Raw genomic sequence first — 14,591 nt, forward strand, 5'->3', positions numbered from 1 at the left:
CTCGCGTGGGCTGCGCGGAGGAGTTGCAAAAACGCTTCGAACGGGCGTAGATGTCAATCAGGCACGGCCCGCGTTTCGTCACTGTTTGCGGGGGCCGGGAGGGGCGGCATGGGCTGCCCCTTTTTTATTGTTTCACGGAGCCTCGGAAACCGCCCCTGTATGTCAACCGCGTATGTCAAATGAAAAAGGCACCTGCGGGTTTACCCTGCAAGTGCCTGTTTTCTTTGGTGGAGATGAGGAGGATTGAACTCCTGGCCTATGCGTTGCGAACGCATCGCTCTCCCAGCTGAGCTACATCCCCATGGGCGTCCAGGCGGGCTGAACGGAAGGTTTGTTTAGCGGTTTTCTCAGTGGTGGGCAAGTCCTTTTTGCGCTGCGGGCGCATGGGGTTGCCCTGCGGGCTCGGCGTCTTTTGCCTCCACAGCAGGCAGGCGTATCTTCAGGTATGGCGCCTGGGTGGCTCCTGGCCCAACGCTCCAGCGGTACGAGCCCAAATGCGAACTCGGGGCCTTCTGGGCGTTGTGCTCCAAAACCTCGACGCCTTCGGCAAGGGTGACTGTCAGGCTGCCATCGGTTTGCAGGCCCAAGGCCCTCGCCTCCGCGCCCACGATAGCGTCTTTCACCCGCAGGCGCATGGTGCCGTCCGCGGCCACGCTATAGTCAATGGGGGTGGCGAGTTCGCTTGAGACCAGCACATTCCGGTTGAGAACCCAGACTCCGTCCAGGCTGAAACGCACCCGGCCATCGCCGATTGAGGTCACGTAATCAATGCGCTTGTCGCCCTTCAGGTCGGCGATGGCCTTCATAAGCGGCTCGAGGGCGGCAACTTGCCGCTTCTTCAGCTCCTCAGGCTTGAAAGGCGTCCGGGCGACTTCCGCCTCCAGCCGCTTCATGGCCCGGTAGGATTCAGGATGCACGGCAGTGCCTTCCAGATGGACCTTGTACGTGCCGTCTCGTTCGATCTTGATGCGCGTAGTGTAGCGCTCGGGCACCCAGCACCCGGCCAGAAGCGCCGCCAGCGCCAGAATGAGGGCAAAATGTGTGAAGTTGCTACGGGTCATGGCGGCGTTCAGCTCCTGTGTTTTGAGCATGCTATCCCCGGCGAGGAGCGGTGGCAAGAAGCCCCTTGCCGCCATGCGGCCCCTGGCGCGCAGGGGCCTCCCTTGACAGTAAGGCGGCGAGCCCCTACTTTCCGGCCAATCAAACACCAAGGAGTCACCCACATGGCTTACGATATCCGCCTGGTCAAGCTCATCAACGGCGAAACCGTCATCGGCAAGTGGAGCGAAGACGGACAGACCATCAGCGATCCCGCCGTGATCCAGACCGTGCCCATGCAACAGGGAGTGCAGATGATGCTTCTGCCCTTCGGCTACCCCTTTGAGCAGGAGATCGCCGGCGAAATCTCCACCAAGCACGTGCTCTACCAGTACAAGAACGCGCCCGAGGAGCTGAAGACCAAGTACCTTGAGGCCTCCAGCAACCTGACCCTTTCCGCCCCTGGCGCGGGAAACCTGTCCCAGCTCATCACCAAATAATTCCACATCCGCCTGAAATGCATCAAGGGGCGGCTGGCCAACCGGCTTGCCGCCCTGTTTTTATGTCCAGCGCACCCCCGCCCGAAGGAGCCCACGCGTGAAGGAACTTTTGCCCCTGCTGCCCCGTCCCAGCCGCTACCTCGGCAACGAATGGGGCGTGGTCCACAAGGATCCCGCCACCGTGCGGGGCCGCATGGCCCTCGGCTTCCCCGACCTCTACGAGGTGGGCATGAGCTACCTGGGGCAGAAAATCCTGGCCCAGGCCATCAACGAGCGGCCCGACTTGCTGGCAGAGCGCGTGTACTCCCCCTGCGCCGAGGCCGCGGCCATCCTGCGCGCCCACAACACCCCGCTGGCCACCCTTGAGACCGACACCCCCCTGCGCGACATGGACGCGGTGGGCTTCAGCCTCACGCACGAGCTGTGCTACACCAACGTGCTGTTCATGCTCGACCTGGCGCAGATCCCCCTGCGCGCAGCGGAGCGCATGGCTGGCGGCCCGCCCGATTCCGGCCTGCCCTGGCCCATCGTCATGGTCGGCGGCGGCGCAAGCTACAACGCCGAACCCCTAGCCGAGTTCGTGGACCTCATGGTCCTGGGCGACGGCGAGGAGGTCATGCCCGAGCTGGTCTCCCGCATCGCCAATGCGCGCAGGGCCGGAACCCCGCGCGAGGAGCTGCTAAGAGAGCTCGCGCAGATTCCCGGCGTCTACGTGCCAGCTTTCTTCGCCTGGGACGGACCCGGCCAGCCCGTGCGCCCCCTGGTGCCCGGCTACGAGCGGGTGGAAAAGGCCATGGTCGCGGACCTCGCCGCCGCGCCCTTCCCCCTTGCGCCCACGGTGCCCTTCGGCCAGGCCGTGCACGACCGCTACACCCTGGAGCTGGCCCGCGGCTGCACGCGCGGCTGCCGCTTCTGCCACGCGGGCATGGTCTACCGCCCGGTGCGTGAGAAGACCCCGGAGCAGCTGGGCGAAATGCTCACCCGCGCCATCGAGGCCACGGGCTTTGAGGAGGTCTCGCTTTTGTCCCTGTCCACGGGCGACTACTCCGCTCTGGAGACGCTTTTCGAGACGGTCTTCGACCGCTGCGCCGCCGAGCAGGTGACCATCTCCCTGCCCTCCCTGCGCGTGGGCTCCCTGTCCGAGCGCATCATGGCCCGCATGGCCAGCATCCGCCGCACGGGCGTAACCCTGGCCCCGGAGGCCGGCAGCCAGCGCCTGCGCGACGTCATCAACAAGGGCGTGGACGAAGAGGCGCTCATCGCCCATGTGCGCACCCTGTTCGAGAACGGCTGGCAGCAGGTGAAGCTCTATTTCATGATCGGCCTGCCCACCGAGACCGACGCCGACCTGGACGCCATCGTGGACCTGTGCGTGAAGGTGCGCGACGCCGCTGGCCGCCACGTAAAGCGCCTGCAAGTCACCGCCGCGGTCTCGCCCTTTGTGCCCAAGACCCACACGCCCTTCCAGTGGGAGGGGCAGATCAACATGAATGAGATCCGCCGCCGCATCTACTACCTCAAGGATGCGCTCAAGCCCTTCAAGCGCATCACCCTCAAGTACCACCAGCCGGAAATGAGCTGCCTGGAGGGCGTGTTCTCCCGCGGGGACAGACGCCTGGGCAAGGTCATCGAGACCGCCTACCGCAAGGGCGCGCTGTTCTCCAGCTGGAAGGACCACCTGCGCCTGGAGCACTACCTGGAAGCCCTGGCCGAGCACGGCCTGGACCCTGAGGAGTTCCAGGGCCCGCGCGACGTGGACGCCCCCCTGCCCTGGGACCACCTGAGCTGCGGCGTGTCCAAGAAGTTCCTGCTCACCGAGCGCGAGCGCGCCCTGGCCGAGAAGATCACCGGCGACTGCCGCTACGGCGCCTGCCGGGGCTGCGGCGTGTGCAACATGGAGGGCCGCGCCTCGGAGCTCTCGGCCCAGGCTGAAAGCAAGGACATCCGCCCCCGCGTGGTGTACGCCCGCCGCGACCAGGACACGCAGGCCGACGCGCAGGCCCTGGACCAGACCGGCCAGGCTCCCGCAGGCGGCCAGACCGCCATGTCTGCGGCCAGCGCCCCGGTTGTCCAGGCTGCCGCTGTTGTCCCGGCCAACCCGCCCATGGGCGGCAAGAAGCCGCTGCCGCCGGATCTGGGCCTCTCGGACCGCCAGGCCCAGTACCGCATCTGGTACGAAAAACGCGCCGAGGCCGCCTACTTAAGCCAACTGGAGTTGCAGAGCATACTTGAGCGAGCGCTGCGGCGCACGCGCTTCCCCCTGTCCTTCAGCGCGGGCTTCCACCCCATGCCGCGCATCTCCTTTGGCCGGGCCTTGCCCGTCGGCGTGGAGAGCGTGAGCGAATGGTTCACCCTCACCCTGCGCGAAGCGCTGGGACCAGAGTATGTGCTCGACACCCTGGCCGCGCAGATGCCCGGCGGCCTGAACCCCATGCACATCGAGGTGCTGCCGGTGCTCAAGCGCCCCGTGCAGGCCGTGCGCGAGAGCTTCCTGGTGCGCTACAAGGGCAGGCCGGAAGAAGTGGCCCGCTGGCGCGACTCGTGGGTGGAGTTCATGAAGCAGGATGTGGTGATGTTCGACCGCAAGAGCAAGAACGGGCCAAAGCCCACGAACCTGCGCGGCCTGGTCGCCAGCGCGGAGCTGAAGCCCGACGGCGCCGTGGCGCTGGTCTTCGACTGGTCCAAGGACTACATGAGCCCGCAGGCGCTGGTGCTGGCGGTGAACGCGCCCATCACCCCGCTCTCGGCCCAGTTGCTCAAGGTGGGGCAGCAGTTCCCGGAAGGGTAAGACTCTTTCTCACTGCGCCTATGGCACCGGCGCCGAGACAAATGGCCGCGCCGGGTCGGGCTTCAGCGTACCCTTGCCCGGAAAGATAGCGTCGTACCGCAGGTTGTCGCCAGGGATGGTGAAATAGCCCTGGCGCACGGCCTGTGGTGCGCCCCGGCGCAGCAATTCCCCCACAGTCACCAGCTCATAGCCCCCCTTGCGCAGGGCGGGCAGCAGCAGCCCCAGAACCTCATAGCTCAACTGCGGCACCGCGTTGGCATGCAGCAGGATGATTGATCCGGGCCGCACCCGCGCCAGCGCATTCTTCGCCACAGCGTCTGCGCAGAGCTTATCCTCGTCCCGCTCCCCCTCCACATCCCACTGGATGACGAGGTACCCCATCTCCGCCAGGGTGTTCAGCGCCAGCTCCGAACTGCGGCCATAGGGCAGACGCATGAGGCGCAGGGCTTCGGGCACGCGGGCGAACTCCCGGCCCAGCCCTTTTGCCGCGGCCCTGCGGCCAAGCTCCGCGCGCAGGTTGGCGTGCTGCACCTCGGTGAGCCGCATCTGGGCATCGACCTCCGCACGGGTCATGAGCGCCAGATTACCGTGGGTCCAGGTGTGGCTCCCAAGCTCGAAGCGCGGGTCGGCCATGAGCTGCATGGCGGCTTCCGGATGCGAACGCATCCACTTGCCGCCTGCAAAGAAGGTGGCCTGTGCGTTCTGGGCGCGCAACAGATTAATGATCTGATTGTTGTAGCCCGCCACGTTGTTGGCGCGCTCACAAAGGTCGAAGGTGACGGCCACGAGCTTGCGGCCCTTGGGCAGGCTCACCCGGCGGATGGCCCCCTGCATGGTCTTTGGCACCGCTGGCGGCCTGGCCGGAAGGTCTGCGTCATGGGCCAGCGCAGGCGTGCTGGCATCCGGTACGCCCACAGCGCCTATGGCGCGGTCGGTGTCGCTCCCGGCCAGCTCTGCCGAGGACCACAGCCCCAGAAGCAACGCCTCGGTTCTGTGCCCAGGTTCGGCCGCAGGGCAGGCGCCTGCCAGGCAGCAGACAAAGACGGCAGTGAGAATTATCAGGCGCGGCGCCGTGCGCATCAGACAGTCCCCCTGTTGCTGGCCCGGACCGCTCCGCAGCCGGCCCACGGGTTCAATGTTGGGCGGCAGTTCCTGGCGGAGCAGCTCCTACTATTCCTCCACGTCCGCAGAAATCCGCCCGGAGAACGGCGCAGGCCCGGATGCCGGAGCGCTCGACGGGCCATTGGGCGCCAGATCTTTCGGCGCTTCCTTCTTCTCGTCCTTCTTGTCGTCCTTCTTCGCCAGCCAAGACGGGGAGCTCTTGATTTCCGGCTTCAGGGCAAGGCCGTTCTTGCGTTTGTTCTCGATCTCGGCGGCGGCTGCGTCCAGGGCCACAAAGCGCTCGCTGGTGCAGGGATGGGTGGTGCCCAGGGTGATGCCCTTGGGATCATCCAGGGCCATGCGCCGCCACAGGTTCGGCACGATGCGGATGTCGTACCCGGCCCGCGCGGTGTAGTACTGCCCCACGTAGTCGGCCTCGAATTCATAGCCCTGACTGTAGAGACTCCGGCCAATCTGCCAGCCCACATTCGGGTCCACCCCGGTGAGCACGATCACAGGCAGATCCACCAGCAGCCTTCCCAGCGTGGCGTTGGTGACCTTGTCGCGGACATGCTTCTGGGTGTTGTGGGCCAGCTCATGCCCGATGACGCCAGCCAACTCGTCGTCGGACTGGATGAACTTCAAGAGGCCCAGGTTCACGAAGATCCTGTCGCCATCGGCATAGGCGTTCACTACCGGGTCCTTGTTCAGCAGCACAGGGTACCCGCACAGGGGCACGGCCTTGATGACGAAGGTGAGGCGCTCCCCGCCGCGCTCTACCACGATGGGGATCTCCTCCCCCTTCTCGATGGCCGCGTCGATGGCCGCGTGGGCCTCCTTCTTGTTGGCCACCTGCACGTTGGAAACCAGCAGCACAATGTCGCCGCGGCGCATTCCGGCCAAGGCTCCGGGGCTGCCCGGGGGGATCTGGAACACGGTGGGCCGCCAGGAGACGCCCAGCACCTCCTGCACCAACTCCCGTTGTTCTTTCTTGTAGTCATCCAATTCGAGGAACCGCAGGCCCACCCCATGCACAACCCTTTCGCCGCAGAGCTCCGCGTTGCGCGAGCGGATGTCCCAGCCCACACGGTTCAGGCGGTCCAGCTTGTCGACGGAGTCGCGCAGGACCAGGGTCTGCTGGAACTTGGCCTCAGCGCCCACGCTGTCCATGTCCAAATGCGGCAGGTTGGCCTGCGGAGCGCAAGAGCACAGCAACAGGACAAGAAGCGCACAAAAAGGCTGGCAAAGCCGTACAGTCATGGATGGGACCTCATTCTTTGCGAAGCTGCCCAGGGGGGGCGTCCCCACAGGATGCGCCTCACACATAAAGGAAAACAAAACCGGAGAAAAGCCCTAACCGGCAACCTGCCCGGCAACCTGCGCAATGGCCTTCTCCGGGCGCATTTCCTGACAGCAGAAGCAGGCGATGCACAGAGCCTTGTGCGCCACGGCGCGCAGCACGTTGGGCATCACCAGCACCTTCTTGCCGCGCACCGGCGGTGCGAGAAGGGCAAAAGCCGTCTCCACCGCCGGGCGGCTGGTCTGGCAGTCGGCGGACTCGATGAAGATTCTATGTCGGGCTACCTTACCTCGACTACTTGGAGCCGAAGACCTTCTTGAGCAGCGAGGTGGTCCGCTCCGCCGGGTTGCTGCGAATGTCCTTCTCCTCCTTGGCGATCATGGCGAACAGGCCGTCCTGGGCCTTGGCGTTGACGTAGGCGTCCAGGTCCAGGCCGTAGGATTGGGCCACACTTGCGGCCAGCGGGTTGGCCGTAAGCTTCTTGTAGGCCTTGGCCACGCCGACGGAATCCGTGGCCTTGGAAATGATGGGCTGCATCAGCTCGCCGATCTTCGCGCCGCTGGACCTGCGGAAATACTGGGTGGCCGCATCATCCGCCCCGGTGAGCACGCCCTTGGCATCGCTGACGCTCATGTTCTTCACCGCATCGCCCAGGATGTTCGCCGCCTGGGGCACGGCCTTTTCCGCCGCGCGGTTCATGGCCAGCACCAGATCGTCGATGAGCTGGCCCTGGCCCGCCAGGCGCAGAGGAGCCTCGATCTTCTGCAACTGCTCAGGCAACAGGATCTTGACCGCCTGATTGCCGAAGTAGCCGTCAGCCTTGCCCAGGGAGGCAATGGAAGTGCTGACGCCCTTGGCCAGAGCTTCCTTCAGCCCTTTGGCGATGTCCGCGTCGGCCAGGCCGACCCCCAGTCCAGCGGAGGACGAGGTGTTTGAAGGCGCCTGTTTTGCGGGCGCCTGCTGCTGCACGGCATCAAGCACATCGGCCCAGCCGGCCTGGGCTGTTCCGGCCCAGAGCGGGGCGGCAAAAAGTGTAAGCGCCAGGGCGGCGGCGAGGGAGCGGTTCATGGCGGTCTCCTTGCGTGCTGAAGGGTTCAATCTGACGCCCATGCTACTCTGCGGGGCGGCGGTCGGCAAGAAACTCCTGCCTGGTCCCTGGTCCAGATTATGCACATTGCTGCCAGGAGGAAACAAAGTCATGCGCATAAATCCAAAAATTGCCAATCAGATGTATCTGAACTCCGGCAACGAAAACAGCTCCTGCCTGGCCAGCGGAACCTATACTGGGCTCGCTGCTGCGAAGTATATCAAGGAAAACGACAAAGACGGCGACAAATGCCTGTCCGCCGACGAGGTCTCCCTGTCCGCAGAGGCCTTTGCCAAGCTTGATGCCGACAAGAACGGCAAGGTGAGCAAGGAAGAGATGAAGAAGGCCCTGGCCGGCAAGGACAACCAGATCTACCAGTACTACAAGAACGGCGGCGCCACCGCAGAAACCCCGGACATCACCTCCTCGCTGCTGACAAAGTCCAATGCCAGCAGCACAGCCGCCGGAGCCTATTCCAATCTGGCGGCCAACCGCTACATGAAGGACAAGGACAAGAACGGCGACGGCGTGTTGAGCAGCGACGAAGTATCCCTGGCCTCCAACATTTTCGCCAGCATGGACAAAGACAAGGACGGCAAGGTCACCAAAGCCGAACTGCAGTCCGTGCTGTCCAACCAGGATGACGCCATCAAGAAGTACTACAAGAACGGCGGCACAGGCTCTGTCACCGACTTGACGTCCAAGCTGCTGGGGAAGATTTAGGGGGCATGAGCCGGAAGAATTCCCCGGACACACGCTGCGCCACTTCCGATGCGGATCGGCTGGGCGAAGCGCTCGCCCATGGAGGCGAGGGGGCTCTGATTTACGGCAAGGAGGCCTGCCCGCACACAAGACGGGCCAGGGCCGCTTTGCCGCAGGCGCAATTTGTGGATGTGCTGGCCGACCCGGCGGCCCTCACTGAGATGCTCCGGCTTTCAGGCGGCGTGCGGCGCATCCCGGTCATCGCCAGCGGCAATGCGGCGACCGTCGGTTTCCAGCGGGGCTCCTGAAGCCTCTAGCCCGCCGGGCCGTGCGCCCGGAACTCTCCACCGCCTAGAAAAACAAGAAGAAGCCGTTGGCGAAGAACACCAGCCCCAAAGTCCCAACAGCCATGCCGCCGTACCATACGGCCTTGATCTTCATCAGCGCCGCCACAGAAGAAAGCAGAATGGCTATCTGCAAAAAAATGATGGCCATGCCGAAGGCGCCGGAATGGGCCTGGGCCTGGGCGATGATCGCATCATAGGCCTCGGCCTGCTTCTTTATCTCTTCCTTCTGAACTTCGTACTTGTCGATTTTCGCGGCGTAGCCCCCGGCCTTCTCGGTCACCGCCTTGGCGTACCCGCCTTCGGCCTTGCCTGCATTCAAAAGCGCAAGGTCCAGGGAATCCCGCTGTAGTTCGTGCAGGTATTGCTTGAGATCCTTGGCCTGATAATAAGCCCACTGGTTGGTGGCCTTGGATTGGGAGAGCACGGCCCGCGTGGAGTGCTGCCCGCCCTTGAAGGTGGAGAGGGTGGCGCACACCGCAAACACGATGGTGGTGACGGCCACATAGCCAAGCCAAGTCTCTTTCTTCTCTTCCGCCATGTTCTTATCCTCTGCTCCTCAACTCATTCCTGACAAGCTCCCTGCACGGCAAAAGCTCAGGGCGCCAAAAACGCGCCCCCGCGGCAAGCCTGCGCGCAGCCTGCGCTAGATCAGGCCGCGCACCCGGTCCAGCACCTTCTCCAGCACCTCGGATTCGGTGAGGTTGGTGGTGTCCACCACCATGGCGTCGGGGGCGGGCTTCAAGGGCGCAATGCTGCGATTACGGTCCTGATCGTCGCGCAGACGGATGCTCTCGGCTATGGTGGCAAAGTCCGCTGGCCTGCCCTGGCTCTCCAACTGGCGGCAGCGCCTGCGCGCCCGTTCGTCCGGGTCGGCGTCGAGGAAGAACTTGTGGCCCGCGCCGGGAAATACGACAGTGCCCATGTCGCGGCCCTCGGCCACCAGGGATGTGGTGTGGCCCAAGTAGATCTGCGCCATCTTCATATAGGCGCGCACCGAGGGAACAATGGCCAGTTGCGAGGCCCAGCGGCCGGTCTCCTCGTTGCGTATGGCCTCGGGCAGGGGCTGGCCGTTGAGCAAAAGCTCGGTGTCCTTGCCGCTGCCACGCAAGGTGAACTCAAAATCGCCCAGCTTCTGCTGCAAAATTCCCTGGGTCCAGTCCCAGGCGCCCTCGCCAAGGGTATAGGCCGCGGCGCGAAACATGGCCCCGGTGTCGAGAAAGGCCACGCCGAGCTCCCCGGCCAGACGTTTGGCCAAAGTGCTTTTGCCAACGCCGGCAGGGCCGTCCAAAGTCACGATCATCGGGGGCTTGCTAGCCATGCAGAATCTCCTCCAGGGCCTTCAGGAAGGCCTCTGTTTCCGGGCCCGTGCCCACGTTGACGCGGATGTTGTCCGGCAGGCCGAAGCTCTTCAGGTGGCGCACGATGACGCCGCGCCTCAAGAGCTCCTCGCAAACCTGGTCGGCTGGATATGGGGGCCGAAACATGACGAAATTGGCCTGTGAGGACCAGACCTCGCAGCCCAGCTCTGGCAGGCGCTTCAAGAGCCGCTCGCGGCCCTTGAACACGACTTCCAAAGTGGCGGAATAGAAATTATCGTCCTCAAGCACGGCCAGGCCGGCCTCTTCAGCCATCAGGTTGACGGTGAAGGGCGGCCGCGCGCGGCGCACGTGGTCGGCCAGCCACTGGGGCATCACCCCGTAGCCCAGGCGCAGGCCCGCAAGGCCGTAAGCCTTGGAGAAGGTGCGCAGCACCACCACGTTGTCCAGCTCCTGCACGGCGGAGAGCATGCTGTACTCCTCCGGCGGCCAGGAGAAGTCCATGTAGGCCTCGTCCACCACCAGAATGGCGCCCTTGGGCAGCACGCCGGAGAGCACCATGAGCTCCTCGGCCCGGGCGGCCAGGCCCGTGGGGTTGTCCGGGGTGGTGACGAAAACCATGACGGTATTCTCGTTCGCGGCCTCGGCCAGGAATTCCAGCGGCAGGCGGTAGCCCTCGCCGCGCGGCACCTCGCGGTACTCCACGCCGCACAAGCGGGAGGTGAGCCCGTACATGCTGAAGCAGTGCTCGTAGCAGACGACGTTGTCCTTGCCGGGCCGGGCCAGCACGCGGAACAGCAGGTCGATGATCTCGTCCGAGCCATTGCCCGCCACGATGAGCCCGGCTGGAACGCCCATGGCCTTGCCTATGGCTGCGGTGAGACGCGGGCTGTGATTCTGAGGGTAGCGGAACGCCTGGCCTGCTGCGCGGACCATGGCCTCCTGCGCCAAAGGCGAAACGCCCAGGGGGTTCTCGTTGCTGGCCAGCTTGATGACGTTCGGCAGGCCATACTTGGCCTTGATCTCCTCCACCGAGAGGCCCGGCACATACGGGGTGAAGTCAAGAATCTCTGGCCGGACGCGCTGGCTGGACATGGAGGCTCCCTTCTCTTTGGCGCGCTTCAAAGCGCGAAGTAAAACGGTGGGGCGGACAATGAAGATACACGAAATCAAACTGCGTGAAACAAAAAAAACACGCCAGAAGCGGCGCCCTTTGGGCCGCTTCTGCCTGTGCAGCCAACAACGGCGAAACCGCCCGCGAATCGGGCGGGGAAAAAGCGTCTCCTAGCGCGAAGGCCGAATGGTCATCACCGGGCACTTGGCGCCCTTGACCACCTTCTCGGCCACGGAGCCGAACAGGATGCGGTCAATGCCCTTGCGGCCGTGGGTGCCCATGATGATGAGGTCGGACCCCTCCTTGGCGGACATGCCGAAAATCTCCTCGGCCGCATAGCCGGTGACCACGTGGCCCTCGGCCTCAACACCCTGAAAATTCTCGTTCAGGAAGGCGCTCATGGTGGCCTCTGCGCCGGTGACGATCTCGCCCACGAAGTTCTCGATGGAGCTGGGGGGTACATGGAAACCGACATACTGGGACAAGGACGGAGCGACATACAGGCAAACGATCTTGGCTCCCAGAGCTTGCGCCATTACGCGCGCGTATTCGGCAACGGCGGGGCTATGCTCGGAAAAGTCCACTGCGCAAAGGATCTTCTTGATTTGGGCCATGGCGCCCTCCTTTTTCAGTGTCGCAAACGTTGCCCCCCCTTCCACGAAGAGGGGATGATGGAGACAATGTGAAAATAGTCACCCGTGTTCGTTAACGCAAGCGAAAAACGCACCGACAGGAATTGAGCGAAAGAACTGGCCTCCCCACAGGGGCCGAGGGCAGCAGAAACCGCCGCAGGATGGACAAGCTCTGCGGCATCAGGTATCCGCAAGAAAGGGCGCAAAAGCTTCGCGGCCCTGGGCAGCAGGCAAGTTTTTCCCCCTTGCCGCAAGAATATATGCATTTATTTCAGCAACTACAAGACAATCAGCCTTGGCATGGTCTCTGCACAATTCAAACAAACCACAGGATGAGGAGTAGCCATGAAAATCCATCCTGACCATTTGGAGAGCGTTCGCCTGGACCCGACCACCCAGACGAGCCGAGGCACACAGTCCAGCACCGCCTTTGGCGACATTCTGAGCCAAGAGGTCACGAAGACGGGCGCGCAGCCCACGTCCAGCATTGCTTCCCTGCCCCCGCCGGGCGGGCTTGGCACCCTAAGCGCCCTCATCGGCGTACAGGAGGTCGAGGCCACTACCCCGGTAACCCAGGCGGAGAATGCAATCATGGACAAGGTGGACAGCGTGCTCGACAAGTGGGACCAGTACGCCCAGAGCCTGCAAAGCACCGCCAGCTCCGCCAGCCTCAAGCAGGCCTACGGAGTCCTCGATGACATCGACGGCGCCATGCAGCAGATCCGGGGCGCCAATCCCGACCTCGCCGAGAAGTTCCCCGCCCTGCAGGGAGTGGTCTCGGAGCTTGAGGCCATGACGGTGACGGAACGCATCAAGTTCAACCGGGGGGACTACACCGCCTAGGCGGACCTTCCATCCGGGCGCCCGCCGTGGTCGCGGGCCGGAAAACGCTCCAGGGCGGCGTACTTGGGTCCCTGCGGCCCAAGTACGCTGCGCCAGAGCACCATCTCCCCCACCAGCGCCGGGCCGAACCCCGCGCCAGAAAATTCCTGGGCCAGCTCTCGGCCCGCAGCCTTCCAGTCGTCGCCGCCAACCACAGTTTTCACGCGTCCCAAGGTCACATGGGGCCGGAATTCTCTCGCCTCCGGCGCGAAACCGCACGGCCCGAGTTGCACCCTCACCGCCTCAGCCAGCCGTGTGCAGGCCTCGCCGCCCTGGGCCAGCCCCACCCACAGCGTGCGCGGCGCATGGGCAGCCGCCCCCTGCGGGAGAAAAAAGCCCGTGCCCCCCAGATGCAGCGTGATGGGCGCGAACGCGACGGCCCGCAACGCCGCGGCAATCTCCGCCACACGCGCCTGCTCCACCTCGCCCAGAAACTGCAAGGTCACATGCCAATTGCCCGGCCTTGTCCAGGAAATGCGCGATGCAAGCCGTCCAGCCAGCCGTTGGGTCAACACGTCCAGGCCGCGCTGCCAGGCCTCCGGCAGGGGCAGGCCGACAAAGCAGCGGATGCTGCTGCGGATGGAGTCAAGGGATGCGTCCGCCATGCCGCACCGCCTGGGCTATTTCACGAAAGTAAGCATGCCGAACAGGGCTCCTGCAACGCTCTGGGCCTTCACCGCCGCGCGCGCGCCGCGGAACAGGAAGCTCTCGGCGCGGCTGCCGCCGGGCCAGGCCCAGGCGACCCACACCGTGCCCACGGGCTTTTCCCGCGTGCCGCCCGTCGGCCCGGCCACGCCGGAAATCGCCACAGCGCAGCCGCTGCCCTGGGGCATGCCCGGAAGCGCCAGCGCCCCTTGGACCATGGCCAGCACAACGGCCTCGCTCACTGCCCCATGGGTCTCCACGAGTTCCTTGGGCACGCCCAGCAGGCCGCATTTCAATGCATTGGAATACGCCACCACGCCGCCGTGGAACCAGGCCGAACTGCCTGAAAGATTGGTGATGGTGCTGGACAGCAAGCCGCCGGTGCACGACTCGGCCACAGCCAGGGTCCAGCCATGCCCGGAAACAAGCCGCCCGGCTTCGGAAGCCAGGCGCTCCAGGCGCAGCGCGCCTTCCTGCTCCAGCAGATCCAGCTGCGAAATTTTCTTCATGCTCCCCCCGGCCATGTTTGCAGACCATGCTTGCAGTGCTTGTTTGCAGCCCTTGTTTACAGAACAGGGCCCGGCGTGGCAATTGGAAGCCATGGACAGCAACGCCCTGCGCGAAACAATCCGCCAGCGGGCGGGAAACATCTGGCAACGCCTGCGCCTGCGCCGCCGCGAGCCCTGGAACTGGCTGGTGCAGACGGCAAGCGCCGCGCTCCTGCCGCCCGGCCTGCTCTTCCACAGCCCAGCCCTCATCGTGCTTGCGATCCTCGGAATAATGGCGGGCTCCTTCGTACTGCCCCTGCCGCCCATGCAGCACACAGGGCTCAGGCGGCTGGTGCCCGGCATCGAGAAGCTCATCGGCTGGGAATGCGCCTGGCTGGCCGCTCCCATGACGCCGCGCAAGAAGCGCCAGCTCATCATCCTGGGCCTGAGCGCGCCCTTCAGCGTCTTCTTTCTTTGGCGGCAGGACCTGGGGCCCATCGGCCTGGCCATTGCGGTCATGGCCCTGCTCCATGTGCGGCGCAAGAACATAGAGGACGGCATCGATCCGTAACCCACCCTGCAATTTCCCCCTTTATTCCCGGCCCGGCTTTGGGTACACGGCGGGATGCGCGCCTGTGCTCTTCGCAAGTG

The 14,591-nt window shown here is 64.6% G+C and carries 17 protein-coding genes and 1 tRNA gene; 6 read left to right on the forward strand and 12 right to left on the reverse strand.

What is annotated here, in order from left to right; translation table 11 throughout:
• Positions 1 to 225 precede the first annotated feature (225 nt).
• Both Q8O35_RS08845 and Q8O35_RS08850 read right to left on the reverse strand, forming a co-directional pair.
• A tRNA-Ala gene (locus Q8O35_RS08845) sits at positions 226 to 301 on the reverse strand.
• 46 nt (positions 302 to 347) lie between these two features.
• Positions 348 to 1,091 carry a hypothetical protein gene (locus tag Q8O35_RS08850; RefSeq protein ID WP_305572354.1) on the reverse strand — a complete coding sequence of 248 codons (744 nt, stop codon included), beginning with the start codon at positions 1,089 to 1,091 and terminating at the stop codon, positions 348 to 350.
• Positions 1,092 to 1,223: 132 nt separating this feature from the next.
• On the opposite strand from Q8O35_RS08850, the gene Q8O35_RS08855 reads away from it, so the two are divergent.
• Both Q8O35_RS08855 and Q8O35_RS08860 read left to right on the forward strand, forming a co-directional pair.
• Positions 1,224 to 1,538, forward strand: a complete 315-nt coding sequence (locus tag Q8O35_RS08855; protein WP_305572356.1) for a hypothetical protein — start codon at positions 1,224 to 1,226, stop codon at positions 1,536 to 1,538.
• Positions 1,539 to 1,635: 97 nt separating this feature from the next.
• Entirely contained in the window at positions 1,636 to 4,326 is a 2,691-nt protein-coding gene (locus Q8O35_RS08860) for a TIGR03960 family B12-binding radical SAM protein (protein ID WP_305572358.1), read from the forward strand.
• An 18-nt stretch (positions 4,327 to 4,344) separates the two neighbouring features.
• Here the strand turns inward: Q8O35_RS08860 and Q8O35_RS08865 are convergent, their stop codons facing one another.
• From Q8O35_RS08865 to Q8O35_RS08880, 4 genes are all read right to left on the reverse strand, one after another.
• Complete coding sequence (locus Q8O35_RS08865) at positions 4,345 to 5,406, reverse strand: polysaccharide deacetylase family protein (RefSeq protein WP_305572360.1); 1,062 nt, start codon at positions 5,404 to 5,406, stop codon at positions 4,345 to 4,347.
• Positions 5,407 to 5,496: 90 nt separating this feature from the next.
• Positions 5,497 to 6,597 carry a M48 family metallopeptidase gene (locus Q8O35_RS08870; protein ID WP_305572362.1) on the reverse strand — a complete coding sequence of 367 codons (1,101 nt, stop codon included), beginning with the start codon at positions 6,595 to 6,597 and terminating at the stop codon, positions 5,497 to 5,499.
• Positions 6,598 to 6,780: 183 nt separating this feature from the next.
• A complete protein-coding gene (locus Q8O35_RS08875) occupies positions 6,781 to 6,921 on the reverse strand; it encodes a hypothetical protein (protein WP_305572364.1) in 141 nt (46 codons plus the stop codon).
• A gap of 100 nt (positions 6,922 to 7,021) precedes the next feature.
• On the reverse strand, positions 7,022 to 7,795 hold the full coding sequence (locus tag Q8O35_RS08880; protein ID WP_305572366.1) for a DUF4197 domain-containing protein: 774 nt from the start codon (positions 7,793 to 7,795) through the stop codon (positions 7,022 to 7,024).
• 130 nt (positions 7,796 to 7,925) lie between these two features.
• On the opposite strand from Q8O35_RS08880, the gene Q8O35_RS08885 reads away from it, so the two are divergent.
• Entirely contained in the window at positions 7,926 to 8,537 is a 612-nt protein-coding gene (locus Q8O35_RS08885; RefSeq protein WP_305572368.1) for an EF-hand domain-containing protein, read from the forward strand.
• Positions 8,538 to 8,596: 59 nt separating this feature from the next.
• Complete coding sequence (gene uxx1 / locus Q8O35_RS08890; protein ID WP_371133118.1) at positions 8,597 to 8,824, forward strand: UXX-star selenoprotein family 1; 228 nt, start codon at positions 8,597 to 8,599, stop codon at positions 8,822 to 8,824.
• Between the two features lie 43 nt (positions 8,825 to 8,867).
• On the opposite strand, the gene Q8O35_RS08895 is transcribed toward uxx1, so the two are convergent.
• From Q8O35_RS08895 to Q8O35_RS08910, 4 genes are all read right to left on the reverse strand, one after another.
• A complete protein-coding gene (locus Q8O35_RS08895) occupies positions 8,868 to 9,401 on the reverse strand; it encodes a DUF4337 domain-containing protein (RefSeq protein WP_305572370.1) in 534 nt (177 codons plus the stop codon).
• 105 nt (positions 9,402 to 9,506) lie between these two features.
• Positions 9,507 to 10,181 (reverse strand): (d)CMP kinase, encoded by a 675-nt coding sequence (cmk, locus tag Q8O35_RS08900; protein WP_305572372.1) that lies wholly within the window; start codon positions 10,179 to 10,181, stop codon positions 9,507 to 9,509.
• On the reverse strand, positions 10,174 to 11,274 hold the full coding sequence (hisC, locus tag Q8O35_RS08905) for a histidinol-phosphate transaminase (RefSeq protein ID WP_305572375.1): 1,101 nt from the start codon (positions 11,272 to 11,274) through the stop codon (positions 10,174 to 10,176). The genes cmk and hisC overlap by 8 nt, the downstream gene beginning before the upstream one ends.
• A gap of 189 nt (positions 11,275 to 11,463) precedes the next feature.
• On the reverse strand, positions 11,464 to 11,907 hold the full coding sequence (locus Q8O35_RS08910; RefSeq protein ID WP_305572377.1) for a universal stress protein: 444 nt from the start codon (positions 11,905 to 11,907) through the stop codon (positions 11,464 to 11,466).
• Between the two features lie 363 nt (positions 11,908 to 12,270).
• On the opposite strand from Q8O35_RS08910, the gene Q8O35_RS08915 reads away from it, so the two are divergent.
• A complete protein-coding gene (locus Q8O35_RS08915) occupies positions 12,271 to 12,768 on the forward strand; it encodes a hypothetical protein (protein WP_305572379.1) in 498 nt (165 codons plus the stop codon).
• Here Q8O35_RS08915 and thpR read toward each other — a convergent pair.
• Positions 12,765 to 13,412: an RNA 2',3'-cyclic phosphodiesterase gene (thpR, locus tag Q8O35_RS08920; RefSeq protein ID WP_305572381.1), complete on the reverse strand. Its 648-nt coding sequence runs from the start codon at positions 13,410 to 13,412 to the stop codon at positions 12,765 to 12,767. The genes Q8O35_RS08915 and thpR overlap by 4 nt on opposite strands.
• 15 nt (positions 13,413 to 13,427) lie before the next feature.
• Entirely contained in the window at positions 13,428 to 13,961 is a 534-nt protein-coding gene (locus Q8O35_RS08925) for a CinA family protein (protein WP_305572383.1), read from the reverse strand.
• 52 nt (positions 13,962 to 14,013) lie between these two features.
• Between Q8O35_RS08925 and Q8O35_RS08930 the strand changes: the two genes are divergently transcribed.
• Positions 14,014 to 14,511 carry a hypothetical protein gene (locus tag Q8O35_RS08930; protein WP_305572385.1) on the forward strand — a complete coding sequence of 166 codons (498 nt, stop codon included), beginning with the start codon at positions 14,014 to 14,016 and terminating at the stop codon, positions 14,509 to 14,511.
• Positions 14,512 to 14,591 lie beyond the last annotated feature (80 nt).

Origin of the sequence: Humidesulfovibrio sp. (assembly GCF_030689645.1) — a bacterium.
In the GTDB taxonomy this organism is placed as follows: domain Bacteria; phylum Desulfobacterota; class Desulfovibrionia; order Desulfovibrionales; family Desulfovibrionaceae; genus Humidesulfovibrio.

Coding starts and splice junctions, on each gene's coding strand:
- Q8O35_RS08850 (WP_305572354.1), bottom strand. CDS start 1,091: ATGCTCAAAACACAGGAGCTGAACGCCGCCATGACCCGTAGCAACTTC.
- Q8O35_RS08855 (WP_305572356.1), top strand. CDS start 1,224: ATGGCTTACGATATCCGCCTGGTCAAGCTCATCAACGGCGAAACCGTC.
- Q8O35_RS08865 (WP_305572360.1), bottom strand. CDS start 5,406: ATGCGCACGGCGCCGCGCCTGATAATTCTCACTGCCGTCTTTGTCTGC.
- Q8O35_RS08870 (WP_305572362.1), bottom strand. CDS start 6,597: ATGGACAGCGTGGGCGCTGAGGCCAAGTTCCAGCAGACCCTGGTCCTG.
- Q8O35_RS08880 (WP_305572366.1), bottom strand. CDS start 7,795: ATGAACCGCTCCCTCGCCGCCGCCCTGGCGCTTACACTTTTTGCCGCC.
- Q8O35_RS08885 (WP_305572368.1), top strand. CDS start 7,926: ATGCGCATAAATCCAAAAATTGCCAATCAGATGTATCTGAACTCCGGC.
- Q8O35_RS08895 (WP_305572370.1), bottom strand. CDS start 9,401: ATGGCGGAAGAGAAGAAAGAGACTTGGCTTGGCTATGTGGCCGTCACC.
- cmk (WP_305572372.1), bottom strand. CDS start 10,181: ATGGCTAGCAAGCCCCCGATGATCGTGACTTTGGACGGCCCTGCCGGC.
- hisC (WP_305572375.1), bottom strand. CDS start 11,274: ATGTCCAGCCAGCGCGTCCGGCCAGAGATTCTTGACTTCACCCCGTAT.
- Q8O35_RS08910 (WP_305572377.1), bottom strand. CDS start 11,907: ATGGCCCAAATCAAGAAGATCCTTTGCGCAGTGGACTTTTCCGAGCAT.
- Q8O35_RS08915 (WP_305572379.1), top strand. CDS start 12,271: ATGAAAATCCATCCTGACCATTTGGAGAGCGTTCGCCTGGACCCGACC.
- thpR (WP_305572381.1), bottom strand. CDS start 13,412: ATGGCGGACGCATCCCTTGACTCCATCCGCAGCAGCATCCGCTGCTTT.
- Q8O35_RS08925 (WP_305572383.1), bottom strand. CDS start 13,961: ATGAAGAAAATTTCGCAGCTGGATCTGCTGGAGCAGGAAGGCGCGCTG.